Source organism: Oribacterium sp. WCC10 (genome assembly GCF_900113415.1).
Lineage (GTDB): Bacteria > Bacillota > Clostridia > Lachnospirales > Lachnospiraceae > Oribacterium.
The window spans coordinates 58,376-84,694 of sequence record NZ_FOPH01000004.1 but is presented as its reverse complement, the minus strand read 5'-3'; the positions used below and the strand labels follow the sequence as shown (position 1 = coordinate 84,694).

General features: G+C 44.1%; 29 protein-coding genes. All 29 read left to right on the top strand.

The window, feature by feature from the left end:
• Nucleotides 1–20: 20 nt before the first annotated feature.
• The 29 genes from fliF (at nucleotide 21) to BM294_RS04045 (ending at nucleotide 26,280) form a co-directional block, all read left to right on the top strand.
• Nucleotides 21–1,697 carry a flagellar basal-body MS-ring/collar protein FliF gene (gene fliF / locus BM294_RS04185; protein ID WP_091205190.1) on the top strand — a complete coding sequence of 559 codons (1,677 nt, stop codon included), beginning with the start codon at nucleotides 21–23 and terminating at the stop codon, nucleotides 1,695–1,697.
• Complete coding sequence (fliG, locus tag BM294_RS04180; protein WP_091205189.1) at nucleotides 1,663–2,781, top strand: flagellar motor switch protein FliG; 1,119 nt, start codon at nucleotides 1,663–1,665, stop codon at nucleotides 2,779–2,781. Before fliF ends, fliG begins: the two co-directional genes overlap by 35 nt.
• The gene (locus tag BM294_RS04175; protein ID WP_091205187.1) at nucleotides 2,774–3,655 is read left to right on the top strand and encodes a FliH/SctL family protein; all 882 of its coding nucleotides are present in this window, start codon (nucleotides 2,774–2,776) and stop codon (nucleotides 3,653–3,655) included. Before fliG ends, BM294_RS04175 begins: the two co-directional genes overlap by 8 nt.
• Nucleotides 3,655–4,959, top strand: a complete 1,305-nt coding sequence (locus tag BM294_RS04170) for a FliI/YscN family ATPase (RefSeq protein WP_091205186.1) — start codon at nucleotides 3,655–3,657, stop codon at nucleotides 4,957–4,959. The genes BM294_RS04175 and BM294_RS04170 overlap by 1 nt, the downstream gene beginning before the upstream one ends.
• 19 nt (nucleotides 4,960–4,978) lie before the next feature.
• Nucleotides 4,979–5,431: a flagellar export protein FliJ gene (locus tag BM294_RS04165; protein ID WP_091205184.1), complete on the top strand. Its 453-nt coding sequence runs from the start codon at nucleotides 4,979–4,981 to the stop codon at nucleotides 5,429–5,431.
• Nucleotides 5,432–5,516: 85 nt separating this feature from the next.
• Nucleotides 5,517–6,914 (top strand): flagellar hook-length control protein FliK, encoded by a 1,398-nt coding sequence (locus BM294_RS04160; protein ID WP_091205182.1) that lies wholly within the window; start codon nucleotides 5,517–5,519, stop codon nucleotides 6,912–6,914.
• Nucleotides 6,915–6,935: 21 nt separating this feature from the next.
• Nucleotides 6,936–7,397 (top strand): flagellar hook assembly protein FlgD, encoded by a 462-nt coding sequence (locus BM294_RS04155; protein ID WP_091205176.1) that lies wholly within the window; start codon nucleotides 6,936–6,938, stop codon nucleotides 7,395–7,397.
• 54 nt (nucleotides 7,398–7,451) lie between these two features.
• Complete coding sequence (locus tag BM294_RS04150) at nucleotides 7,452–7,847, top strand: TIGR02530 family flagellar biosynthesis protein (RefSeq protein ID WP_091205174.1); 396 nt, start codon at nucleotides 7,452–7,454, stop codon at nucleotides 7,845–7,847.
• 174 nt (nucleotides 7,848–8,021) lie between these two features.
• Nucleotides 8,022–9,059, top strand: a complete 1,038-nt coding sequence (locus BM294_RS04145; RefSeq protein WP_091205173.1) for a flagellar hook-basal body complex protein — start codon at nucleotides 8,022–8,024, stop codon at nucleotides 9,057–9,059.
• Between the two features lie 93 nt (nucleotides 9,060–9,152).
• Nucleotides 9,153–9,368 carry a flagellar FlbD family protein gene (locus BM294_RS04140; RefSeq protein WP_091205171.1) on the top strand — a complete coding sequence of 72 codons (216 nt, stop codon included), beginning with the start codon at nucleotides 9,153–9,155 and terminating at the stop codon, nucleotides 9,366–9,368.
• Between the two features lie 23 nt (nucleotides 9,369–9,391).
• Nucleotides 9,392–10,195 carry a motility protein A gene (locus BM294_RS04135; protein ID WP_091205170.1) on the top strand — a complete coding sequence of 268 codons (804 nt, stop codon included), beginning with the start codon at nucleotides 9,392–9,394 and terminating at the stop codon, nucleotides 10,193–10,195.
• Nucleotides 10,196–10,198: 3 nt separating this feature from the next.
• Entirely contained in the window at nucleotides 10,199–11,263 is a 1,065-nt protein-coding gene (locus BM294_RS04130; RefSeq protein ID WP_091205169.1) for an OmpA/MotB family protein, read from the top strand.
• Between the two features lie 52 nt (nucleotides 11,264–11,315).
• Nucleotides 11,316–12,428 carry a flagellar motor switch protein FliM gene (locus BM294_RS04125; RefSeq protein ID WP_091205167.1) on the top strand — a complete coding sequence of 371 codons (1,113 nt, stop codon included), beginning with the start codon at nucleotides 11,316–11,318 and terminating at the stop codon, nucleotides 12,426–12,428.
• Between the two features lie 66 nt (nucleotides 12,429–12,494).
• The gene (locus tag BM294_RS04120; protein WP_091205166.1) at nucleotides 12,495–12,863 is read left to right on the top strand and encodes a response regulator; all 369 of its coding nucleotides are present in this window, start codon (nucleotides 12,495–12,497) and stop codon (nucleotides 12,861–12,863) included.
• A 52-nt stretch (nucleotides 12,864–12,915) separates the two neighbouring features.
• Nucleotides 12,916–13,368, top strand: coding sequence for a flagellar basal body rod protein FlgC (flgC, locus tag BM294_RS04115; protein ID WP_091205165.1), 453 nt, complete (start codon nucleotides 12,916–12,918; stop codon nucleotides 13,366–13,368).
• A 30-nt stretch (nucleotides 13,369–13,398) separates the two neighbouring features.
• Nucleotides 13,399–14,838, top strand: coding sequence for a flagellar motor switch protein FliN (gene fliN / locus BM294_RS04110; RefSeq protein WP_091205164.1), 1,440 nt, complete (start codon nucleotides 13,399–13,401; stop codon nucleotides 14,836–14,838).
• A gap of 4 nt (nucleotides 14,839–14,842) precedes the next feature.
• Nucleotides 14,843–15,196, top strand: a complete 354-nt coding sequence (locus BM294_RS04105; protein WP_091205163.1) for a flagellar biosynthetic protein FliO — start codon at nucleotides 14,843–14,845, stop codon at nucleotides 15,194–15,196.
• Nucleotides 15,196–15,852, top strand: a complete 657-nt coding sequence (gene fliP, locus BM294_RS04100; RefSeq protein WP_091205379.1) for a flagellar type III secretion system pore protein FliP — start codon at nucleotides 15,196–15,198, stop codon at nucleotides 15,850–15,852. Before BM294_RS04105 ends, fliP begins: the two co-directional genes overlap by 1 nt.
• 9 nt (nucleotides 15,853–15,861) lie before the next feature.
• Nucleotides 15,862–16,128, top strand: coding sequence for a flagellar biosynthetic protein FliQ (locus tag BM294_RS04095; protein ID WP_091205161.1), 267 nt, complete (start codon nucleotides 15,862–15,864; stop codon nucleotides 16,126–16,128).
• A 1-nt stretch (nucleotide 16,129) separates the two neighbouring features.
• Complete coding sequence (locus BM294_RS04090) at nucleotides 16,130–16,885, top strand: flagellar biosynthetic protein FliR (RefSeq protein ID WP_091205160.1); 756 nt, start codon at nucleotides 16,130–16,132, stop codon at nucleotides 16,883–16,885.
• Between the two features lie 135 nt (nucleotides 16,886–17,020).
• Nucleotides 17,021–18,088 carry a flagellar biosynthesis protein FlhB gene (flhB, locus tag BM294_RS04085; protein ID WP_091205158.1) on the top strand — a complete coding sequence of 356 codons (1,068 nt, stop codon included), beginning with the start codon at nucleotides 17,021–17,023 and terminating at the stop codon, nucleotides 18,086–18,088.
• Between the two features lie 210 nt (nucleotides 18,089–18,298).
• Nucleotides 18,299–20,461 (top strand): flagellar biosynthesis protein FlhA, encoded by a 2,163-nt coding sequence (gene flhA, locus BM294_RS04080; RefSeq protein ID WP_091205157.1) that lies wholly within the window; start codon nucleotides 18,299–18,301, stop codon nucleotides 20,459–20,461.
• 100 nt (nucleotides 20,462–20,561) lie between these two features.
• Nucleotides 20,562–21,347: a sigma-70 family RNA polymerase sigma factor gene (locus BM294_RS04075; RefSeq protein ID WP_242944414.1), complete on the top strand. Its 786-nt coding sequence runs from the start codon at nucleotides 20,562–20,564 to the stop codon at nucleotides 21,345–21,347.
• 80 nt (nucleotides 21,348–21,427) lie between these two features.
• Nucleotides 21,428–22,264 carry a flagellar hook-basal body protein gene (locus tag BM294_RS04070; protein WP_091205155.1) on the top strand — a complete coding sequence of 279 codons (837 nt, stop codon included), beginning with the start codon at nucleotides 21,428–21,430 and terminating at the stop codon, nucleotides 22,262–22,264.
• Nucleotides 22,265–22,296: 32 nt separating this feature from the next.
• Nucleotides 22,297–23,088 (top strand): flagellar hook-basal body protein, encoded by a 792-nt coding sequence (locus BM294_RS04065; protein WP_091205153.1) that lies wholly within the window; start codon nucleotides 22,297–22,299, stop codon nucleotides 23,086–23,088.
• 20 nt (nucleotides 23,089–23,108) lie between these two features.
• A complete protein-coding gene (locus tag BM294_RS04060; RefSeq protein WP_091205151.1) occupies nucleotides 23,109–23,732 on the top strand; it encodes a chemotaxis protein CheC in 624 nt (207 codons plus the stop codon).
• A gap of 3 nt (nucleotides 23,733–23,735) precedes the next feature.
• Nucleotides 23,736–24,221 (top strand): chemotaxis protein CheD, encoded by a 486-nt coding sequence (locus tag BM294_RS04055; RefSeq protein ID WP_091205149.1) that lies wholly within the window; start codon nucleotides 23,736–23,738, stop codon nucleotides 24,219–24,221.
• Nucleotides 24,222–24,307: 86 nt separating this feature from the next.
• Nucleotides 24,308–25,198 carry a chemotaxis protein gene (locus BM294_RS04050; protein WP_091205377.1) on the top strand — a complete coding sequence of 297 codons (891 nt, stop codon included), beginning with the start codon at nucleotides 24,308–24,310 and terminating at the stop codon, nucleotides 25,196–25,198.
• Between the two features lie 92 nt (nucleotides 25,199–25,290).
• The gene (locus tag BM294_RS04045) at nucleotides 25,291–26,280 is read left to right on the top strand and encodes a hypothetical protein (protein WP_091205147.1); all 990 of its coding nucleotides are present in this window, start codon (nucleotides 25,291–25,293) and stop codon (nucleotides 26,278–26,280) included.
• Nucleotides 26,281–26,319: the final 39 nt, after the last annotated feature.

Below are 26,319 nucleotides of genomic sequence, written 5' to 3'. Positions count from 1 at the left end.
GGTTCATAGGGGAGTGAGCTTTGGATAACTTTAAAGAATCATGGGGGAAAATGTCGAAGCGTAACAAGGTTACGCTGATAGGCATCGTTGTCGCAACGGTTATAGTCGCGGCGGCAGCAATCATTTATTTAAGCCTGAACAGTAAAACTAAATACAGCACATTGTTTACGGGACTGAGTACAGAAGAGGCTTCACAGGTTGCAGGTCTTCTGCAGGATCAGGACATAGCATATACCTACAACGCAAACGATGGTTCGATTCGTGTCCCGGAGGACAAGGTTGAGTCGACGAGAGTATCGCTTCTTAGTCAGGGTTATCCAAAGAGTGGTTTTACTTATAACATGTATATAAGTAATTCGGGGCTCATGTCCACGGAGTCTGACAAGGAACTCTACACACTGTATGATCTGCAGGATAGACTGGGAGCAACGATTCGTCTGTTTGACGGAGTGCAGGATGCCAAGGTTACCGTAGCCAAGGGTTCAAATGAGAAGTTTGCACTCAGCAATACAAAGACCATAGATGCATCTGCATCTGTAGTTGTAACCATGAAGCCGGGCGCAACTCTTACAGAGTCCAATGCTGACGCCATCCGTAATCTCATTTCCAGATCGGTAAAAGGTGTTAATTTCACCAACGTGTCTGTTTTTGACGCGGCTACCATGGAGGAAGTAGGCGGGGATTCCGGTGGGGATACCAGCAAGGCAATACAGGATCTTACTACTCAGGTTGAAAACAGTATCGCATCAAACATCAAGAGAGTACTTGCTAAGCTTTACGGCTCTGAAAATGTTGCGGTATCAGTAAAGGGTACTCTCGATATGACGAAGCTCATATCCGAGAATACAGAATATACGGTTCCCGATAAGGTGGAGGAAACCGAACGAGACGGACTTCTTCATCATGAAGATTTCAATAATGAGAATTCCGGTTCTGCAACAGAGGGGGCAGCAGGTGTCGTAGGAACTGATGCCAATGCTGATACTCCGAGGTATACAAATCAGAACGGAACAAATACAACGACCAACGGTTATTCAGCCAATGCATATTCAAGAGACTGGCTGTTTAATGTACTGAAGGAACAGAAGGAGATTTCTCCGGGTGTACTTAAGGATGCAACAGTAGCTGTCGTTATCATGACAGATGACAGATCTGTACAGCAGCAGGATCTGGTTAATCTCGTTGCCGATGCAGGTGGAATAAGCAGACTTGAGGCAGCTGAAAAGATCACTATCATTCGTTCTACACCACCGGCTGACACTACAGAAGAGCAGAAGACAGAGGAAGTAACGGAAGAAGAACAGCAGTTCCCGCTTGCAGCACTTATCGTTGCGATTGCGGCAGCAGTTCTACTGCTACTTATTCTTATACTTATCATTTTACGAAAGAAAAAGAAGAAGAGGCTGGCTGCGGAAGCAGCGGCAGCAGCGGAGGCAGAAGCAGCAGCGGCAGCGGCGGCTGCAGCAGCTGCAGAGACTCCGGCACAGAAGAGACAGAGAGACGAAGAGATGGAGCTCGGAGCAGAAGAGGATACCAATGCTTCAATGCAGCATGGTATGCGCCTGAAGCAGAATATCGGAGATTTTATAGACAACAACCCTCAGGTAGTGGCAAAGCTCATCCAGGGCTGGCTGCGTGAAGAGGAAGAGGAGAGTAGTAACAATGGCAGGAGAAGAGACCGTTCAAGCAGGAAATAGTGCAGAGAACACAACACAGACAGCGGCACCGCAGGCAGCGGCGCCATCGACAATAGAGACGGAAAACAGAGAGCCTGGAAGAAAGCTTACATTAAAGCAGAAGGCAGCACTTGTCATAGTATCCATAGGTGCAGACAGAGCGTCACAGTTGTATAAATACTTAAATGAATCGGATATCGAAGATCTCACATACGAGGTTGCCCGTGTAGGAAAGACCACCAACCAGGAGGTTGAGGATACACTGGACGAGTTCTATAAGCTTTGTCTCACACATAAGATGATGACAGACGGCGGTATCGACTATGCCAAGTCAGTACTTGAGAAGGCATTTGGCGAATCCACTGCCAAGAACCTTCTTGATAAGGTATCGAAGACACTTGCCTCAAAGCCTTTCAACTTCTTCGCAAAGGGAGACCCGAAGGCACTGCTTTCACTGCTTGCTACAGAGAGGCCACAGGTTATCGCACTTATCATGTCGTACATGGAAGCGGAACAGTCTGCCAAGGTACTTGAGAACCTTCCTGAGGAGAAGCGTATCCCTACCGTAACGGCTATGGCAAATATGGACAGAGTTTCACCGGATGCCATACAGATCATCGAGAATGAGATGAAACGTAAGTTCAGCTCCATCATCACAAGTGAGGACAACATGAACCTCGGTGGTATCGACTATGTAGCTGATGTCATGAACCACATCGACAGAAGCTCCGAGAAGAAGATCTTTGATGAGTTGGATGTATCCAATCCGACACTCTCAAAGGACATCAGAGACAAGATGTTTGTATTCGAGGATATTCTCTCTATGGACAACCGTTCCGTACAGAGATTCATCAGAGATTGCGATACCAAGGATATCGTATTTGCTATGAAGACAGCAAGCGACGAGATGAAGGATATCTTCTTCGGCAACATGTCCAAGCGTCAGGCAGAAACAGTTCGAGGCGATATCGAAACTACAAGCAATGTACGACTTAAGGATGTTGAAGAGGCTCAGCAGCGTATCGTTAATCTCATCCGTAAGTTGGAAGAGCAGGGCGAGCTTGTAATCAATAAGGGAGGTGGAGAAGATACGATCATTGTATAAAGAGAAACCCTCGCGCTCGATCATTAAGGGTGGACGCAATGCCAGTATCCAGCAGTTTTCGCATACCGTTGAAATATTTTCCAGTGGTGACGATACTGAAGTTCCCGATGATGTTCAGGATAATGTAACAGAACCGGAACCCCCATATCAATCCTACAGGGATATGCCTATTGAGAGGCCTGATGAGATCATGCAAAGCGGAGAGGTGAAATCCGACGAGGAGATCTCCTTTATGCAGAGAAAGATGCTGAGAGATGCATCTGACAGAGCTGAAAAGATATTAAACAGATCAAAGCTTGAGGCTGAACAGATTAAAAAGGATGCCTATGAGGAAGGTTATAACAAAGGCCATCAGGAGGGGATGATGGACGGACGTACAGCCGCAAAGCAACAGGCTGAAGCCGAATTCAGGCAGACCATAGAGAAGTATCAGTCGGCTGTGGCACATTCCATAGTCCAGATTGGAGAAGAACGGGAGGAGAGTTTCCACAGATATCTGGATGAACTAAAGGACGTAGCAATTGCAGTGGCAGAGAAAGTCATACATATAAGTCTTGAAACCTCCGGTGAGATCATTAAACGAATGATCATAGCTGAAGTTGAGAAGATGAAGCGTACCGAGTGGATAAAGATATATATAGATAAGTATGACTATGAAAAGCTTATATCTGTAGATGAAGATGTGGCTGCGGATCTTGCGCGAATATCCGACAATGTAAAGTTCGTTGTTCAGGATAAGGAGAGTGTAGGATATGCGGTTATAGAGACGCCAAGTGAGATGATCGATATAGGGGTCGGTTCTCAGATCGACAGTATAAGAGAGAATCTGAATGGTGTCAGCTTCGATGAAGATGATGAAGAGGGTATGGAATAATGTTTGAAAAGCTTCCGGAAATTATCAGGAAGTCAGAAACGGTTGGACGTGTAGGTAAAATCGAAAATATCGTCGGAATGGCTATCGAGGCCTCCGGCGATAAGGCGAGTATCGGTGATATCTGCATGATCCACAATGATGAATTGAATAAGAGTATTCCGGCGGAGGTTGTTGGTTTTAAGGGTGACAAGATACAGCTTATGACCTATGAGGCCACATCGGGTATAACCTCCGGAAGCTTTGTAAGGAACACAAAGCACAGATTAAGGGTGCCGGTTGGCAATTTCCTTAAAGGGAGGATCATCAATGCTTTGGGGCAGCCGATGGATGGGGGAGCACCGTTTCCTGCCAATGCTTCTACTTACACAGTTAACAGTGGTTATACCAATCCGTTGGACAGACCTCCTATCCGTTCGAGACTCGATTTTGGAATAAAAGCAATCGATGGACTCAATACCATCGGTAAGGGCCAGCGTATCGGTATCTTCGCCGGCTCCGGAGTCGGTAAATCTACCCTTATGGGTATGATTGCCAAAAATGTAAAAACAGATATCAATGTTATAGCACTTGTAGGCGAGAGAGGACGTGAGGTTCTGGAATTCGCACAGAGAGATCTCGGGGAAGAGGGAATGAAAAGATCTATTCTGGTTGTTGCGACTTCCGATCAGCCGGCGATGCTGAGACTCAAGTGTCCTCTTGTAGCAACAACTATTGCGGAGTACTTCCGAGACAGAGGGATGGATGTACTGCTCATGATGGATTCCCTGACACGATATGCCATGGCACAGCGTGAGATAGGGCTTGCAACAGGAGAACCTCCTATTGCGAGAGGCTATACGCCTTCCATATATGCGGAGTTTCCGAGACTCCTTGAAAGAGCGGGACAGTTTAATAAAGGTTCAATAACCGGGGTGTATACGGTACTGGTAGAGGGTGATGATACAAACGAACCTATCGCGGATACCGTTCGAGGCATACTTGACGGACATATAGTCCTGTCGAGAGCTTTGGCGGCAGAGAATCATTATCCTGCCATAAATATAGGCGCCAGCGTCAGCCGTCTGATGGTTGAGATCGTATCTCCTGAGCATAACAAGTATGCATCAAGAGTACGAAATATGTTGGGGCTTTATCAGAAGAATGCTGATCTGATATCCATAGGCGCTTATAAGAAAGGTACCAATGCTGCGTTGGATGAGGCTGTGAACAAGTACGCTGCCATCAACAAATTTCTGATACAGGGTACAAAGGAAGCCTTTTCCTACGACGAAGTTCTGGAACAATTAAAACGCATTGTTGGCTAATTCAGAAAGGCGGCAATAAATGAAAAAGTTTCAATACAATCTTCAATCTGTACTTGAGTACAAGCAGCAAGTCCTGGATGATCTGAAGGAACAGTATGCACTTAGGATGAAATATGTAGAAGAAAAAAAGCTTGAGATAGAAAAGCTGAGAGCAAAAGCCCGTGCCCTTACGGTTGAATTTGATGAGATAAAGCAGCAGGGTGCGGCCATAGAGAAGTTTCTTATGTACTCCTCTATGATAGACAATCTGGATAAACAGGTAGAAGTTGAGAAAGAGACACTTAAGATTTTGCAGGCAAATGCCGATAAAAAGAAAGAGGAGGTAATTGCGGCCAATATCGACGTCAATAAATTTGAAAAGCTGAAGGAGAAGAAGCAGGAAATCTACAAGGCACAGGAACAGAAAGACAGAGAAGCCTTCATCGATGAGTTTGTATCCAATCAGCAGAATACTATAGGAAGGTCAGCCTGAAAGGGCAGAGGACCTGTAGAAAAAGGTGATCCTCATGCTATGCATGGATTACATATAAAAAATTAAAGGAAAGGAGGAAGATACTTTGGAACTTGTTAATAATTACGTATCCGTTCCGGGAAGAACAGCAGGAAAAGGTACAACAGGTTATGGTTCCGGCGGTGGACTTGGAGCGACAGGTGGTATCGACTTTTCAAGCCTTTTACAGAATACAGGAGCTGTTAAGCAGGATGTAAAAACTGTAAATGGCAGTGATTTCGGAAAGGCTAAGTCAACAGATACAAAGCCATATCCGGACAACGGAGTTCCGGCGGCAGCAAAAGATGTGACAGTTGTTGATCCTGAAGTGACCGGCGAAAAGGTTGAGGATAATGATGAGAGCAGCAATGTCAATGGCGCTGAAGAAATGGCAGCATTACTTGCGCTTATGGACAATCTGAAGGCTGATCGCGTAACAGCCGGAGATGTTGAGCTTGTCACCGAACGTATTCAGACCAATGCAAAACCACCTTCTGTTGAAAAAGTTCCTGTAAGCGGTGCAGGAAGTGCACCTGTAGTTTCTGAGCAAAATATGGTTCCGACTCAGGATGGCAAATCTGTGACAGTTGAAGTGAGGGATGGTGAGGAAAATCAGGCAGAAAAAGCGGCAACGTTGGAGGCAGAGAGAAACGGAGGCACATCACAACAGCCAAAGGAAGTGACATCAAATGCAGCTGACAAGTACGACCCACAGGAGGTTATGAAGAGTCTCGAAGGACAGGGACGTATGGTTGTGAACAGTGAGAACTTCCCCAGCGGAACACCATCCACAGATACTGACGGACCTACCGGAAGAGCTCCGGGAGAAAGCAGAGGAGATCCTGCTGAGATAGCCAAGGGACCTCAGGCACCAAAAACAGTAAGCAGCCCTGCAGACGACAACGATACAACAGAAACCAAAACATCAACACTCAGTGAGGATGCAACTGCGGCAGCGATGCCTATCGGCTTCACAGGACAGAATGTACAGACAACACAGACTGTGCAGACAGAAGTTGCAGCAAATGAGACCATGATGATGCGCACAACAGAAACTACCGTAGCAGATGATCTGACCAATCTTCTTTCAGCAAGATTCCCGGCTCAGAATGGACAGCTTACCATCGAACTTGATCCTCAGAATCTTGGAAAGATCACCATCAATGTTAGTTACGACAGCGGACATGCGGCGGTTACCATCAGTGCTACAAATCAGAAGACTGTTGAACTTCTTACACAGAATGCTCCGGCTATGGCCAATATCATCCAGCAGAAGACAGGACAGCAGACAGAAGTTTATATACCGAATGCACAGGAAACAGGCACAAAGCAGGATATGGCAAGCGGAAGAGAATCTAATGAAAATGCAGCACAGCAGCAGGCAAGACAGAGTGAACAGCAGGCCAGAACAGGAGATGTTGACAGCTCGGCATTCTTACAGCAGATGAGGCTCGGACTTGTATAAGCAAAAGAAAGGAGAACATATATGGCAGATGTATCAAGTGTATCCGGAACCAGCAGTCCATACACCACGGGACACTATACTCCTGAATCAAATGAGAAGAATACGCTGACCATTAGCAGCTATTTTAAACTGTTGTCAGCGCAGCTTGCCAATCAGGACTATACGAGCCCTATGGATAACAGTGAGATGCTTGCGCAGATGTCACAGATGGCCATGGTTCAGTCTCTGACATCCATGACTAAGTCTGTTGAAAGTCAGATAGCATTTGCGAAGCAGAGCTACTCGGTCGGGATGATAGGAAAGGAAATCACAGTAATGACCGAGACCGATTCAACCGGACAGACAGCTACAAAGACAGGAACTGTTGAAGCGGTTTATCTCACAGAAGATGAGCCTGTGATAAGACTTAAGGGCGATACAACAGACTATAAGCTTTCACAGATAGTCAATATCAAGAATGCGAATGAGGCTCAGCCTATCTAAAAAAAGAATATGGAAATGATTATCGGCTGTTGCCGGTATGAGGAAAGGAAAGCTATGGATTTTGATCTTACTTCGAGAAAACTCCAGTCAGTACAATATCAGAATATTGTTGACAAAAAGACTTCGGTTAACGAACAGAAAGACAATGCCACTTCCTTTCAGGATCAGTTGACGAAACTGCACAAGAGTTACAAAGAAGAGTTGAGTTTCAGCAAACATGCGGCTAAACGTCTCGAAGAGAGACATATAGAGATGAACGACAGTCTGATGGACAATCTTCAAAGTGCGGTTGAAGAGGCGAGAAAGAAAGGCGCCAGGGATGTGGCAGTCATAGGAAGACAGGGGATCTTCATAGTCAATGTACCGAACAATGTTGTGGTGACTACCATGGCAGAGGACGATATGAAGAACAAGACATTAACCAATATAGACAGTGCGGTTTTTATGTAGACAGGACCTTAACAGGATGTCTGGACAGCACCCCGAAGCGGTGCGTCCGGGATCGTACGGATATATTGAAGCTCACAGCATTATATGGATGATGCATTTAGATTAGGGTCAGAGTGTTCGAGTTATGACAGGTGGTCATCTTTCGGACATTCTTAGAAAGAGAGGAATAAAAGTATGTTAAGAGCAATGGATTCAGCTGTAGCAGGATTAAGATCACATCAGAATAAGCTTGATGTAATCAGTAACAATATTGCCAATGTAAACACTTTTGGTTTCAAGGCTCAGAGCTATAGCTTCAAGGATACCATGTATCAGACTTCCAATGCTTCAGCAGCAGGTAAGGAAGAAAGCGGTGTTGCAAAGACCGGTGGTAAAAATGCAGCCCAGTACGGATATGGTTCTCTGACCGGAACCATCGCAACAGACTTTACATCATCTACACCTTCTTATGTAGGTGGTTTTTCAGCTTCAATCAACGGACCTGGATTCTTCATTACAAGTTCTGCGAATAAGGATCTGGGTTCCAATCCTACAAAGATTGAGATTGATACATCAACTCAGGAAAAAACCAAAGCTACAACTTCAACGATGAAAACAGAGAACTTCGCATATACGAGAGTAGGTCAGTTCACTGTAGATTCAAACGGTTATATCGTTGATGGTAACGGAAACTTTGTATATGGTTTCAGACCCAACAAGTATACGGATCCGGTTGTGTACGGTGCCACTTCTGAAACCAGTACCACAAAGGAGCTGCATGTACTCAGAGCTCCTAATATAGATATAAAAAAGACGGACATTACCGGAGGTACAGCTACTCCAAACTTCACAGGATATGCTAAACAGCTTAAGAGTGTTGAAATCGGTAATGACGGTGTTATAAAGGCTATCGTTGAGATCGACAGTGAGGAAATCGCTATCATTTTGGGAAAGGTTGCTATCGCTTCTTTCCAGAACCAGGAAGGTCTCACAAAGGCAGGAAACAATACATTTAATGCAACATCCGGAGATAATACAGGTGACGTAACAGCGTCAGAACCCGGTGTTGGTGCTACGCCATCACTTATGGCAGGATATCTGGAAGGCTCAAACGTAGATCTTGCAAAGGAGTTCTCCGACATGATCACAACACAGAGAGGCTTCCAGGCCAATTCCAAAATCATTACAGTTTCTGACGAAGTATTACAGGAACTTGTAAATATGAAGAGATAAACTTATAATATCACTTAAATAGTTAAATAATTTTGATAGCGGCGTTATACTTAGCGCCGCTATAGCCGATAAAATGAGAGGATATATAATTTTATGATCGAACTCATCCGATTGAACGGAGAGCCTCTATATGTGAGTTATCTTCAGATTCTCACTATAGAGAAGATTCCGGAAACAAAGGTGAAGCTTACAACGGGGGATTACTATATCGTAAAGAACACTTTAGAGGATATAGAAGCTCAGATAGTGAAGTTTTTACATGATGTTGTCATATTCAAAAACCTTGCGGCAACAGATGAGGTTCATTGATCAGGGTACAGGAGGCTTGGTAAATGGATTTAACGCTTTTGATCGGTTGGATTATAGCTGCAGCGCTTATCGTTAACGGTATCGGAACAGATAAACTTGGTAACTTCGTAGATATGCCGTCACTGGTCATCGTAGTTGGTGGTACTATAGCCTGTCTTGTAGCCTGTTACCCATTCAGAATGCTGAAGGATATACCGAAGCATATCGGAACCTGTATGAGAGGCGGCAAAAAGTATGATGTTCCAAAGGCTGTAGATCAGCTTGTGGATCTTGCCATGATAGCAAGACAGAGCGGTCTTCTTGCACTGGAGGAAAAGGCAGGTGAGATCAAGGAACCTTTCTTTAAATCAGCGGTGCTTATGATCGTAGATGCAAACGATCCGGATAAGGTCAGATTCATCCTTGAACGTCAGGTGGAAGATATGATGACCCGTCATGATGAGGCAAGAGGTATGTATGTTAAGGGTTCTGCCCTTGCACCTGCGTTCGGAATGATAGGTACACTTGTTGGACTTGTAAACATGCTTAGAGGTATGGATCTCTCAGGTTCAGGAGGAGCAAGTACTCTTGGACAGGATATGGGTGTCGCTATGATCACAACATTCTATGGTTCGGCATTTGCAAACGTTATATTCCACCCTATCGCACAGAAGCTTGCTGTACGTGAGGGGGAGGAGGTGCTGTATTGCTCTACTGTTATTGAGGGCGTTATAGCTATCCAGGCAGGAGAGAATCCAAAGTATATAAGAGAGCATCTGCTTGCATCACTTCAGCGTGGACAGCAGACGAAGCTTCTCAAGAAGGCCGGAGACGGAGGAGGTAAGTAAAAGATGAAAAAGAAAGGCGGAGGAGGTGACGAAGGCGGAAGCTGGATGGACACCTATGGAGATCTCGTAACCTTGCTTCTGTGCTTTTTCGTTCTTTTGTACTCCATGTCAAGCGTGGACAGTGCTAAATGGGATCTTTTTGTAAGAAGTATTTATCCTGACGGTAAAACACCAAGTGAGCGTGCCAAGGAAGAGAAACAGGACACGGCTCTCATCAATGCACAGGTCGTGGAGGATGGTGTTCAGCCTGAAGGAATAATCGGTAACCCTGAGATTGAACAAAATCAGCTTATGGAGTCTGATCTGTCACAGATATATCTGCAGATAGCGAGAGCTCTGAACGAAGCCGGTGTAGAGGGCGTTACCGTTTCGAGAGGTGAAGATTACACCTTTGTGGTTTTCAAGGATAAAGCCTTTTTCGCCGGTGACAGCTCGGTACTGACCGAGCAGGGCCAGAAAACCCTCGATATATTCTGTGATACCATCAGCGGTGACAATGATCTGATATCGCAGGTAAACGTTATGGGACATACGGCGCAGGCCGATCCCAACCGTATAAACAGTGCAAGAAATGACCGAATGCTAAGCTCCATGAGAGCAGCAGAGGTTTGTATATACATTCAGAACAAAGATTTTCTCGACCCGGACAAACTTGTAAGTATAGGTTACGGTCAGTTCCGTCCTCTGGAGGAAAACAGCACGAGTGAAGGGCGTGCTGCCAACCGAAGAGTAGAGATCCTTATCATCGATAAGGAAGGAGAAGTCAGAGATCTGGATCAGTACTATAAGGATCTGAATGAAGGTGTGAACGCTGACACCACAATCATCACAACTGGTGAAAGCGCCGCAACGGCAGATGAAGGAGCAGCTGCCGGTATAAGTGAAGATACGATTGTGCTTTCTCCGTCAGGAGATGCAGATACGTCAAACATAAGCTCATCCGTCGAAGGAGTGTCGGGTCAGGCTGATTATGAGAACTATGCAGCGAATGCGGTCGATGATCTTACTTCGCTGGATGCCGCTTTACAGACCGGTCAGGAAAATACTTCGAAGGGGACTGCCGGATAGGTAAAGAGCATTGTTAAACTGAGTATGAAAGATGTTGTGGGGTGTTTAACATATGGCAGACGTACTATCGCAAAGTCAGATTGACGAACTCCTTAAATCCATGGCAGGCGGTGGCGGAGGAGGATCCGCTCCGGCTGAAGAAAAGGCCGCAGAAACCAAAGAAGTTGCCGCTGAAGTAGAGAAGAAGGAAGAAGAAAACTTTAATAAATATGATTTCTACAGTCCTCGTAAGTTCACGAAGGAGAAAATCAAGCTCCTTAGAAGTATCTATGAGAACTATGCCAGAATCCTTACGTCTCAGGTAAACGGTGTATTCCGTGTCATGACTGATATCACAGTCATCGAACTCAGAGAGAGCCGATACTACGAGTATGTAAATATGTTCCATGAGAATGACTGTATGTCCATAGTGGATACACATTTTCCTGATAAGGGAAAGAGTAATGTTCCTTTGATGGTATATGCAACACCGGGACTTATCATCACTCTCATAAACCATATGCTGGGAGGCGGAGATTCGGTTATCCGTGTTGAGGAAAATTACCGGTATACGGATGTCGAGATGGCACTTTATAAAAGAGTTTTGGACTACATCATCCATTCCATGGACGATGGATTCTCGAACTATATAAACATTAACTTCAAGATGCAAAGAGTGGAGGAAAACCCTTCCATGACGCAGGAGATAGGTCTGGATGAGACAGTTGTCATCATAGTTCTCAATGTTGACGTATCCGGACTTGCCGCCGAGAAGATCAGACTATGTATTCCGGGAACACTTCTTGAACATATCTTCAAGATCATAGATAACCGTAAGCATATAGCCAGAGGTTTCTCATATGAGAATAACTCTGATGTTATCCTTAATCATATCAAGGATACAAGATTCCCGATCACAGGTCAGCTTGGAGTTATCAGACTGGATATCAGTGATATCTACCACCTTCAGGTTGGTGATGTCATAGATATGAATAAATCATCAAAGAGTCTTGTGAAGCTGTATGTAGGACGGCAGCCGTGGTTTATGGGAACCATGGGTATCTATAAAAAGAATGTTGCTGTCCGCATAGAGGATCGTATCAAGCCTATGGGCAAGGATAAGAATTCCCAGGAGGATGAGATAGCAAGTTTGTTGGGTGAGTCTGTGGAACAGAAGACCGGATAAGGGCTTCATGACACAGTTCATTATATAGAAAGTACATTTTATTTTAAACTTAGGAGAGAAAAAAGTATGGCAAAGATTATGCTGGTTGACGATGCTGCATTCATGCGCATGATGGTTAAGAATTCACTTACAAAGGGTGGCTTTGCTGACTGTGAATATGTTGAGGCACAGGATGGCGCAGAAGCGGTAAAGAAGTTTGATGAAGAGAATCCTGATCTTGTTATCATGGATATTACCATGCCTAACATGGACGGCTTACAGGCTCTTAAGAAGATCAAGGAAGCTCATCCGGATGCAAAGATCGTTATGTGTACCGCTATGGGTCAGGAGTCCATGGTAGTTGATGCTATAAAGTCCGGTGCAAGAGATTTCGTTGTAAAACCATTTAACGCAGAGAGAATCACTTCTACTGTAAAGAATATTCTCGGAAGTTAAGTGATAGGGACGATATTCTCATTAGCGCCTGACTGTTGAAGGAGGAAAAGCGATGTCTTTTTTGAGTTCGTTTGATATCAGTGCGTCCGGAATGAGTGCCCAGCGCATCAGGATGGATATAGCTGCAGAGAATATTGCTAACGTTGATACGACGCGTACCGAAGCCGGGGGCGCGTATCAACGTAAGGATGTGGTGTTTGAAAGCTATGGTGAGGGATCTTTCGCTGAAGCACTAAGGAATGCTCAGCTTGGGAAAGGCTTTCATACTGCCAAAAAGTCGGGAGTCCGCGTGTCACAGATCATTGCTGATACACGTGAGATGAAACGTGTTTATAATCCTTCTCATCCGGATGCGGATGCGGATGGATATGTTGAAATGCCGAATGTTGATGTACTGAAGGAAACAGTAGACAGTATGTCCGCTACAAGATCATATGAAGCGAACGTAACTGCACTTAATGCTATGAAGGCGATGGCACAGAAGGCACTTGAAATAAAAACATAACTAGTACGAAGGGGTTAAGGAGAGTAACGAATGGGTGCTGATCGCTTTAATAGTATGGAAATAGACGCCATAGGCGAGATAATGAATATCAGCCTTGGCTCATCGGCAACAGCATTATCAACAATGCTCGGTACGAAAGTAAATATCACTACGCCTGTAGTTAAGGTACAGAACAGGACAGAGTTCGAGTATAGGGAACTTGAACCTGCAGTAGGAGTAGAGATCTCTTATGTTAAGGGACTCGACGGAAGAAATGTCATGATGTTCAGCAGGAATGACGTGCGTATCATCGTAAGTATGATGATGGGCATGGATATCCCTGAGGATGAGTTTGTGATGGATGAGATGAATGCATCTGCCATCAGAGAAGTCATGAACCAGATGATGGGTTCTTCCGCAACGGCTCTTTCCGAGTTTTTGGGAGTAACTGTCGATATATCGACACCGGTATCCTTTGAAGTGCCCAATGAAGAGGAATTCAAGGATAAGTATTTCCCGGGAGATGAAGCACAGGTAGTTGTGTGCTTTACACTTGAGATTGAGGATAAAGAGCTTGAAAGTGAATTCCTCAATATCATGTCTGTATCTCTGGTAAGGCGTTTGCTTCAGCCTTTTGCTGAACAGTTTGGAATAGAGTTAAGTGAGGGAGCTGATGAAGCTCCGGCAGAAGCAGCTTCTCCGGCAGAGGAACCGGCTGCAGCTGCCCCTGCATCATCCGGTGGTCAGCTTGATCAGTCGGCAGTAGATGCTCTGCTAAACGGTGGCGGAGGAACACCTGAACCGGCGCCTGCCCCTGCATCATCCGGCGGTCAGCTTGATCAGTCATCCATAGATGCATTGCTGAACGGTGGCGGAGGTACACCTGCACCGGCGCCTGCACCTGCTCCGACACCTGCACCTGCACCTGCTCCGCAGCCTGCTGCGGCAGCTCCACCACCACCTGCACCGGCTCCGATGCCGGCACCTGCTCCAGTACCTGCCGCTGCACCTGCAGCCCAGGCACCACAGTATGTTCAGGCTGTAGCCGGAGCACCGGATCCTATGACATTACAGCTGCTTAATCAGATGCAGCAGTCACAGACTCAGATGATGCAGCTTATCAAGGACATCGAAGAGGACAGAAAGGCAAGTAAGAATCAGCCTCGTCCCGGTGTCAAGATACAGTCTCTCAATTCACCTGAGTATGGTGAGAGTGAAGACTACGGTGAGCAGGAAGAAAACAAAGAGATGCTCATGAAGGTTCCTCTGGAGATCTCAGTCGAGATAGGAAGAACCAAGAAGCTTGTCAAGGATATACTGGAGTTCACACAGGGTTCACTTGTAGTTTTGGACAAGATGGCCGGTGAGCAGGCAGATCTCTATGTAAACGGTGAGTGTATAGCCCGCGGCGATATCGTTGTAGTAGAAGATAACTTCGGTATCCGTATCACAGAGATCGTAAGTAAGGAAATCAATCCGGAAAGTCTGTGATGATATGCATAGCACGATTTCACTTTTATCCGGATTTCTTGTCTTTATACTCATTCTGCTGTTGGCGTATGCCAGCAGCAGATATCTGGGAAAGACCTGGCATCGCAGCAGTACTGCGAGATATATGGAAGTCATAGATCAGCTGGCAGTCGGACAGGATCGTCTGCTTCTGATCGTTAAGGTAGACTCTAAGTTCTATCTTATGAGCTCCTCTTCTCAAGGGGTTTCTATCCTCAAGGAGCTCGATGGCGATTATTCGCTGGAAAGGAGTTTGGGGACTCCGCTTCAAAGCGATTTTTCTCAGTGTCTGAACAGGTATTGGAAGCAGTTCAGAGACGGAAAGGAAAGCAGTAAATGATGGGGGATTTACTGACCGGATTAAATGGCGGTAATGTGCCGACATTGGATTTGATATTCATGCTGACGATGGTAGCAATGGTGCCATCCATCGTAGTCATGATGACTTCGTTCACTCGAACAATTATTATCCTGTCTTTTACGCGTAATGCGATGGGTGTGCAGAATACGCCACCCAATATGGTCATGGCCGGAATGGCATTATTTCTCACATTATTTATCATGAGTCCAACGATAGCAGAGATAAATGAGGTTGCTTATCAGCCCTATCGTGCAGGACGTATAACTCAGGAGGAATGCATCAAAAGGATGGCAGGTCCTGCCAAGGAGTTTATGCTCAGAAATACTGAAAAGGAGACTTTGGACACATTTGTTGAGATGTCTCAGATTGCAGAGCAGGATGATGTAAGAGATTATCCTCTGACGGTTATAACGCCGGCTTTTATGACATCAGAGCTTAAGAGAGGCTTTACTGCAGGATTTCTCATTTATCTTCCGTTTCTTCTCATAGATATCGTTGTATCAACGACACTTATGGCCATGGGTATGGTTATGCTGCCGCCTACGATGGTATCCATGCCGTTTAAACTGCTTGTGTTTATTACTGTTAACGGTTGGGAACTTATGTTTTCTACGATTATTAACAGTTTCCGATAGGAGAATGACATGACTACTGAACTTGCACTTGATATGCTGAGACAGACATTCCAGACCGCTTTGGAGATTGCATTGCCGCTGCTGCTTATAAGTATGATAGTAGGAATTTTCCTTGCGATATTCAGTGCAGCCACGTCCATAAATGAGCAGACACTGACATTTGTTCCTAAGCTTTTATCCATATTGATAGTGCTTGCATTGCTTGGAAGTACCATTCTTCAGAAGATACATGATTTTACAATACAGGTTTTTGCTTTGATTGCATCCGGAGGCTGAAATGTTGATTTTATTTAGCTTCATCGTTATGCGTGTAACGGGAGTGATAGAATTAAATTCAGTATTATCAAGATCCGAATTTCCGGGAACCGTCAAGGGAATGTTTGTTTTCATGATTTCTCTCATGATCTATGTGTGGACTGACGGGATGCTTATGGCTGAGCCGGAGACATTGCTTGAATATGCATTTATGCTTATCAAAGAATTGGGAGTCGGTGCATGCATCGGGTTTGGTATGGAACTAACATTGGCGGTAGTCCGCTTCGGCGGTACCGTCATTGATTTTATGATGGGTCTTAACATGGCACAGATGTATGACCCTGCATCAAATCAGCAAATTACGCCCAATGCCAATCTTTTTGCGATAATGATGAGCTTTTTGTTTTTTACAACCAATGGTCATCTGAGATATCTGGGTATAATTTATGATTCCATCAGACTTATCCCTTTTGGACAGGTGCATATTGATGCAAATCTATCCTTGTTCATGATCGATTTGTTTAATGGATGTATTGTTTTAGGATTGACTTTTGCATTACCACTGATTGCCATAGAGCTTTTGGCAGAGATTGCGCTTGGTGTTCTTATGAGAGTTATTCCGCAGCTTAATATCTTTTCAGTAAATTTTCAACTGAAGATCATAGTTGGTATGGTTATGCTTTTGGTGCTTTATACACCAATGTCAGAAATGCTTATTAACATTTTGGAACAGATGTACTCGCATCTTGATGATATTTTGCTGATACTTGCAGGATGATACACCTTAAGTTCTTAAAGGACAGATGATAACAGGCAGAAATATTTTAGTTCATCTAATATGGAGTCATTTTAATTGGCATTTGTGTATCAGTAACAGATGACAAAAAGCATACGTTTATAAAGGAGTTTGCATATGGGTGATGATGGCGCTGATAAAACCGAGGAGCCTACCGCGCATAAGATCAGCGAGGCAAGAAAGGAAGGAAATGTCTGTCAGAGCAAAGATGTAGCCACAGTGGTTATGCTGCTTGGAGTATTTGTGATGGTTCGTATTATGATTCCTACCATTTACAGATACATCATAAGTATGCTCAGGTACATATTGGATTGTATAGCTCACAGTGAATATAATCCCATAGCGGGACCATTGTTCTATCGTTTTATACTGTATGCACTGGTATGTTCACTCCCTATACTGCTTGTAGCTGTTATCCTTGCTATCCTTTCTCATGGGGTACAGACAAAGTTCAACTATTCAAAAAAAGCGACGAAGGTGAAATTCAGCAAGTTGAATCCTTTATCCGGAATAAAGAAGGTTTTTTCACTGAGCAACTCAGTGGAAGTTTTGAAGAACATGCTTAAAATATCCATTCTTATAGTTCTTCTGATATTCATTATAAAGGACAAGCTTCTGCCTATTGCGAGAATGCTGAATATGGCGCCTTTCAATGCAACACTTCTGTTGCTCAGCTTCATATGGGATCTGATACTCAGGGTTGCGCTTGCGTTTTCCGTAATAGCATTTCTGGACTATCTGTATCAGAGATACAAGTATCATAAGGATCTCATGATGACCAAGCAGGAAGTAAAGGACGAGTCAAAGATGATCGACGGTAACCCTGAGGTCAAGAACAAAATGAAACAGAAGCACAGAGAGATGACCAATCGACGAATGATGCAGGAAGTCCCTCAGGCGGATGTTATCGTCCGTAACCCGACACATGTGGCTGTTGCGTTAAAGTATGACCCTGACAGGAGAGGGGCACCATACGTTGTTGCAAAAGGTCTTGATCTAATGGCGCTTAAGATAGTTGAGACCGGAGAAAAGAATGATGTCCCATGGATAGAAAACAAACCACTGGCAAGAGCCCTTTATGCATCATGCGAGATAGGGCAGGAGATACCGGTTGACTACTACAGTGCGGTTGCAGAGATTCTTGTATATATCTATCGTCAGAAGCACGGTGAGCTACCTGCATAGCCGGGTGTGCAGGATTTACAAAAATCAAATGAGCGGAAGGGTTAAAAATGTGCAGAATATGAATCGTTTTAAAGAAAAATCTAAAAAAATTAATGGAAAATATAATTTTTTCGAGACAATCTTTTAAAAAAACATTATAATAAACCTATATCTAGAATGTTCGTAAGGTATAGAGAATAGAATAAGAGAAAAGAAAACAGATCACAGACTATGAAATGGACGAAATTTATCGCAGATAATTCCATAGTTGTTATGGCACTGGTTATCATATTGCTCCTGATCATTCCGTTGCCGCCTTTCATGGCGGACTTGTGTATAGTCCTTAATATGGCTATATCCATGATGATCCTGGTTATCACTATGACGATCCACAGTCCGTTGGAATTTTCGATTTATCCGTCATTGCTTCTGTTAACTACACTCTTCCGTCTTGGTATCAATGTTTCGACCACAAGAAACATCCTGTCCAATGGCGGTTCCTCTGGACAGGTTATCGCATCATTCGGTGACTTCGTTCTTCAGGGAAATGTTGTTGTCGGTCTTGTAATCTATATCGTCATTGTTCTCATGAACTTCACGGTCATCACGAAGGGTGCTGAACGTGTAGCAGAGGTTTCAGCAAGATTCAACCTCGATGCTATGCCGGGAAAGCAGATGGCCATAGACTCGGATCTTAATGCGGGTCTCATCGACGAGCAGGAAGCTGCGCGTCGAAGGATGAATGTTCAAAGAGAGTCCGATTTTTACGGCTCCATGGATGGTGCTACGAAAATTGTAAAAGGTGACGGCGTCATGTCACTGATAACTACCGCTATCAATCTGATAGGAGGTAGTGTCATAGGTATCATTCAGTCCGGACAGGACATCGGTACCGTTTTAAACACATACACTATTGCAACCGTTGGTGATGGTCTTGTGGGACAAATCCCATCACTTCTTATTTCTACAGCAACCGGCATGATAGTTACCCGTGCCGTAGCAGAGGGATCACTTAACGAGGACATATCGAAGGAGTTTCTGGCACAGCCAAGATCATTTATGATTGCAGGCGGTGTTATTTGTGTTCTTTGCATATTGCCGGGCATGCCGATATTTCAGATTCTGCTTATCGGATTCGGATTTATGGCAGCCGGATTCTATATGCAGCGAATGATAGCAGAGGCACCTGAAGCAGTCAGGGCGGAGGCTTACAGGGCAGCCAGTCAGGGTGCAAGACAGAGAATCGGAAATATCGGAGCTGAAGAGCCTGCAGCTGAGGAACAGGAACAGACAACTGAAAAGGCACCGGCACAAACCCAGGAAGAATTCTTCAAGGATGTCAACAATGTCTACCATCTTTTGCAGGTTGAACCTATCGAGATCGACTTTGGCTATAGCCTTATATCGTTGGCCGATGAGTCGGTTGGCGGAAGACTTATAAGCCGTATAGTCGTTTTCCGAAGGCAATATGCTCAGGATATGGGTTATGTCATTCCGTCGGTCAGACTACGTGACAGTGCCAAGCTCGGGACAAATGAATATACCATAAAGATAAAGGGAGAGGCTGTTGCCGTAGGAGAGATACTCACCGACTTCTATCTGGCTCTGGAACCGGAACATGTTGAACGTGAGATTGATGGTATCGAGACCATAGAGCCGGCATACGGTATACCAAGTAAGTGGATCAAGCCTGAACAGCGTGAGAGAGCGGAGATGTACGGATATACGGTTATCGATCCGCTGTCGGTGCTTGTATCACATATGAGCGAAGTTATAAAGCAGCACAGCTTTGAACTTATCACAAGGCAGGAGATATTCAGACTGGTTGAGAATCTGAAGAAAACAGCGCCGGAATTAGTGAGTGAGGCATTTCCGACACTGGTTTCCTACAATCTGTTACAGAAGGTTCTTACGATGCTTCTGAAAGAGGGAGTATCCATAAAGGATCTTGAAACCATAGTTGAAACTATGGTGGATGTGATAACAGAAACGGGTTTACCTGTCAAAGATATTGATTCCCTTGTTGAACAGGTCAGAATATCGCTTAAGCGTACCATCACCAGAATGTACTGTGAAGATGGCAATATGAAGGTTGTCACGCTTGATGCGGATCTGGAACGTTCGATGGTAAGTTCTCTTTCAAAGGGAGAGAGCGGATACTATCTTGCACTCAGTCCTGAAGTACTTCAGAGCCTGGTAAGACAGGTATCTGAGGAGATGAAGAAATTCAAGGATCTGTCTCAGACTCCTGTTATATTGACCTCAGAGGTAATGAGAGCACATTTCTATCATTTGATAGAGCAGTTTTACCCTCAGGTCAGAGTACTTTCATTCAATGAAGTCGCAAATAATGTTCAGATTCAGGCTATAGGGAGTCTGAAGCTGGAGGAGTAGTATCAATATAAAGCACACTGGGGGTGTGCAGATGTAAATCTGTCAACAATACGTGAACGGGATTAGGGATTTAGTTTGAATAGTTAGAGGGGATGAGTTTATGATGGACACATTATTCAGGGAAACGATTGAAGACCTCGAAACGAGGAGTAATGAAGAACTGTTTTTACTTTATAAGCAGAATCAGGACAATCGTATAAAGCAGGAACTGACGATGCGCTACATTTACATAGTCAAGAGTGTAGCCTATCAGATGAGAGATGTTTACAGCGATACGATGCAGCCGGAGGATATCATCAATGAAGGCGTCATCGAGATAATGAAAGCCATCGATCGCTATGACATCGAGAAGGATAACAAGTTTGAGACATTTATATCCAGACGTATCAGAGGTATGGTCATAGACCTTATACGCAAGAATGACTGGATGCCTCGTAACTATCACAGAGATCGAAAGAACATCGAAGATGCGAGAGATGAACTTCAGAGAAAACTTGGACATTTACCAAGTGATGAAGAGATCTCAAAGTATTACAAGATGGACGTTAAGAAGATCAAAAAGGTTGATCGTATGCGAACCATGGTCAATGTCCTTTCACTGGACATGACCTATGATGATAATGATGAGACTTTGTTTCAGGTGGCATCTGATGATGTCAATACACAACCGGAGGGTAGTTTCTTGCAGGGCGAAACAGTTGCAACATTGGCGAGAGCCATCGATTCACTGAAAGATAGTGAAAAAAAGGTTATATCTCTCTATTATGTTGACGAATTAAATATGAACCAGATTGCGGAAGTCATGAATATAAGTCAGCCGAGAGTGTCTCAGCTGCACTCTATTGCAATCGAGAAATTGAAGAACTATATGGCAAAGCTGTCATGACTCCGAGGATATTTTTTTACATCCGTTATTTAAAAAATTAAGTGCGGACTTTAAAGGGTAGGACCCGGACAGGAGCGAAAATGTATCAGGGATTTTACAATCTGACATCCGGTATGCTGACGCAGCAGCGAAGACTGAATGTGATCAGTAACAATATGGTGAATATACAGACGGCAGGTTATAAAAAAGATACTATGACTGCAACCACGTTTCAGGAGGAAATGCTCATCCGAACAGGAAAGTATAACAAGGACAATCCGACGGATCTGGCAACCACTTCGAAGATTGTTGCTGCGGATCAGACTTACACAAATTATGAACAGGGAGCCTTTGAGCAGACAGATGATATATATGACTTTGCTATAGGAGGAAACGGATGGTTCTCTATCCAGACCGAGGGTGGAGTCAGGTATACAAGAGACGGATCGTTCTCTGTTGATCAGGAGGGATATCTTGAACTTAACGGTCTGGGACGTGTGCTTGGTGCGGACGATCAGCCCATCAGGATACCTACAGAGAATTTCTATGTAGATAAAGCAGGAAATATTATTGTTGATAGTACTGCTGCCGCAGAAAAAACAGGCAAAGCAGATGGAACAGAACAGAATAATGCGGCAAACGGAACTGAAAATCAGGTTACATCCTACGGACAGATAAAACTTGTGGATTTTCAGGATCTTACACAGCTTCATAAGGAGGATAACGGTCTATACAGTACCAATCAGGCGGCTACAGTAGTGAATGGAGCTGATGGAACCCAGCTTATGTGGACCATGCTTGAAAAGGCCAATGTGGATATGGTAGACGAAATGTCCATCATGATCTCTTCACAGAGGGCTCTTCAGGGAGCTGCACAGATGCTCAAGATGTATGACTCGGTTATGGCTAAGGCTTCATCCGATGTAGGCAGATTGTAGTTGATTCAATTATGACATAAGGAGGAAAGACTATGGAGATGTCATTTTGGACCGGTGCGGTAGGCGCAGATAATTTTACAAAAAGACTTTCTGTGACCTCAAACAATCTCGCAAATATCAATACAACAGGTTTTAAGGCTAAAAGTGCACCTTTCAGAGAACTGATCAATTACAATCTCAATGATTCAAGAGAAGCGGTCACAGAACTTCAGGCAGGTGCGGGAGCGGTGGTTCATCAGACCAATACCAATTTCAATGTATCAAGTTTAAATGTCACTAATGTGACTTCGGATCTTGCGCTTCTCGATAATAATACATTCTTCATGGTACAGGATCCGGGAGATGATTCCATATCATATACACGGAACGGACATTTTCACAGCGGACTGATGCCGGATGGAGAGTTCTATCTTATGACGGAATCGGGCAAATATGTTCTTGATCAGGACGGAAAAAAGCTTAAAGCGGACGTTTTGGATCTGACAACTCTTTTTGAAAAGAGTTCGGAAAATACAAGTGATACGAATACCACAGAAACCGCAGAAACTGAAGAAAAACCTACAATTGGCGTTTATACTTTTCCGCATCCGAGCCGATTATTAAGTCAAGGAGACAATGAATTTGTAGTACAGGAAGGTGATACTGAGAACACGGCGGCACTTGTGACAAATCCGCATGTTCAGTCAGGAGCACTTGAGAGTTCAAGTACAGATATCGCAAAGGAAATGAGCAAAGTTGTTGAGACTCAGAGAGCATTTTCATATGCATTAAAGGTGGTTACAACCTCTGATGAGATTCAGTCCACCATCAATCAGTTGAGATAATATAAAGTGGGGAACAGGTAATGAGGATAAAAGATTACGGGGAGATGAACCTCCAGGATCTGGATGTAATGAGAGAGATAGGAAGTATCGGTACAGGACATGCGGCGACAGCATTGTCACAGATGCTCCAGAAAGAGGTCCGTATTACTATTCCGCAGGTAAAGATACTTGGGTATGATGAAGCGATTGAGGCAATCGGCGGCAATATCGAGCAGATTGTCGGAGCAACGTTGGTGAAAATGGACGGGGATATAAATGGTCTTATGCTTTTCCTGTTCAATCTTGAGTTTGCCAATACCATCTTTGACAAGATGATGGGCATGTCGTATGCGGGATTTGAACAGATGGATACCATGGCACATTCGGCCCTGACAGAGATAGGTAACATCATTATATGTTCTTATGTGAACGCATTCACAGAACTTGTAGACATGCATATAGGACTTTCGGTTCCAAGTGCCGCGGTCAACATGCTTGGTGCCATTCTCACGGTACCTATAGCTGAGTATGGTTACGAAACTGATAAGCTGATGTATTGTAATGCGGATTTTGTGATAGATGGTAAGACTTATAACGACTGGTTGCTTATGCTGCCTGATATTGCATCCCTGAATCGTATATTGGAGAAGTTAGGGGTTAGTTAATCTATGATGGATAGACAACTGAAGGTCGGGATCGGCGACATGAAGCTGACTCGAGGACAGGGTGAGATAATCACTTATGCGTTAGGTTCATGTATAGGAATAGCTTTTTATGATCCTGTTTTAAAGCTGGGGGCACTGCTTCATATCATGCTCCCCATAAGACAGAACAAAGATGATGCTAATTTACTGAAATATGCAGATACTGGTCTTGCAGAGACTATCCGAAAGTTGACAGCATTTGGGATGGTAAAGAGCAGAGCCATCGTAAAGATAGCGGGCGGAGCTAAGATGTTTGAGATCAGTGGTAATGCCAGTTTCGGTAACATCGGGGAGAGAAATGCTCAGACCGTGCGTCAGATTTTACAAAAAGAAGGTTTTCATATCCGTGCAGAGGATTGTGGAGCCAATTATGCCAGAACAATGAGCCTGGATGTAGGTACGGGTGATGTGGTGATAAAAACATTTGGTCATCCGGAGAAACATTTGTAATTTTAACCGTTAGGAGGAAACCTGAATTGAAGAACAATAAAAAGGACGGAATTCTGCTTGAGTCCGGTACAAATGAAATTGAGATCATGAAGTTCAAGGTCATGAACGAATACTATGGTATCAATGTTGCCAAAGTAGTTGAAATCATGATGACTGAAAAAGTTAAACCTATGCCACATTCTCATCCGGCGGTTGAAGGCTTCTTTAAACCGAGAGACGTGCTTATCACGGTTATCAATCTCGGACAGTATCTTACAGGAGAACGTAAGGACTATGGTGACCGAGATCTGTTCATCATCACAGGCTTTAACAAGATGATGGTTGCGTTCAGAGTGGACAGCATCGAGGGAATAAGCCGTATATCATGGAAGAGCATACAGAAGCCTGATAAAACTCTCGGCTCAGGTGATGAGTCTGTTGCGACAGGTATCGCACAGTGTGACGAGCAGCTCGTTACAGTTCTGGATTTTGAGAAGATCGTAGCAGAGATCTCTCCGGAAACAACAATTCAGGTATCAGAAATCGATGAAATGGGTGACAGACCTATAAATCAGGCGCCTGTAGTTATAGCAGAGGATTCGGTACTTCTTCAGAAGATGATACTGGATTCACTTCAGAGAGCCGGATTTACAGATATTCATATGTTCAACAACGGACAGGAATGCTGGAACTATCTTGACGGTATAAAGGATGATCCTCACTGTTATGAAAAGGTAAGTATGGTCATCACAGACCTTGAGATGCCTATGATGGATGGTCACAGACTGACGAAGCTTATCAAGTCTGATCCTCATCTCCGTCATCTGCCGGTTGTTATTTTCTCATCACTTATCGATGAGCAGATGCGTGCAAAGGGCAAGGAGCTTGGTGCGGATGAGCAGCTTTCCAAGCCCGAGATCGGTCATCTTGTTCATATCATGGATACTCTTATCGGTAGATATGAAGAGCAGAGAAAGAGCAATTTCAAGGGGATGTAATACGAAAAGTATTTTAAGGCAGGCATACTATATGCCTGCCTTTGTTTTCGATACAGTATCCGGTTAAAGGGATTTTATATGGGGGTGTAAGATTGGATAATTCATATTCAAAAATCAGTAGGGCTGCATTCTGTGGATGCTTTTTCGCAGTATTCTTTTTGCTGATGACATCTTTTCCAATTAAGACTCTCGCATATTCCTGGCTCTACGATAACGGAAAGTGGTATCTTTATTATACATATGATGATCCTGTGGAAAATGAATGGGTCGACTATGGAGGAAACAGATATCACATAGAGGGTGAGGGACTAATGTCTACGGATAAGTGGTTTTCCGATGATGATACCGGAAAGACACATTATCTTGGAACAGATGGAATCATGCAGAGAAACTGCTATACCGCAAGTGGTGATAAGTTTGTGGGAGCAGACGGAGCTGAGCTTAAGTCCTTTGACAAATGGAGGGAAGAAGCAAAAAAAAGCCTGAAAAAGGTGGTTTCCGACTTAAACAGAAAAGTAACCGTTACATCGCAGCAGAAGGAGTTTCTGGCCTCTCTAAATGCCACAAACGCTGCATTTACTCTCTATGATCTTAACGGAGACGGTTACAGAGATATCATAGTTATCAATGCTGAAACAGAAAACAGTCAGGTTCTTGACATCAAACTCTGGAATTCTGAGGAAGAAGAGTTTTATACGGTTATGGAGCTCGATTTTGTTTCAGATGAAACTGCGGAACTAAGGCGCGAGGAACAGCAGGGAAATGTCTGGATGATCGTGTCAAAGGACATGAATGACTACAATTTTTTCAGTATGAATATTGGTGACTACGATTTCACTAGTGTGGAACACTATTATTTTGATTTCAATGAGTACGGTGATATCGTATATTATATAGATGAGGATAAAGTATCGGCCAGCGACTGGAATACATCGCTTATACACCGGCGGGCTGAAACCGGTAAAGGCATTTTTGCCAATTATCATTCTATGGATGATGATAGTATAAAAGAACAGGTTGATATGTATCCCTCGGAGGATGAACTTCAGCTTTTCCAGGAAAGAGAAGCGGCAAGAGAATAGAGTATGAAGAAGAGATGATTCTGCATCTTTAAGGAGGGT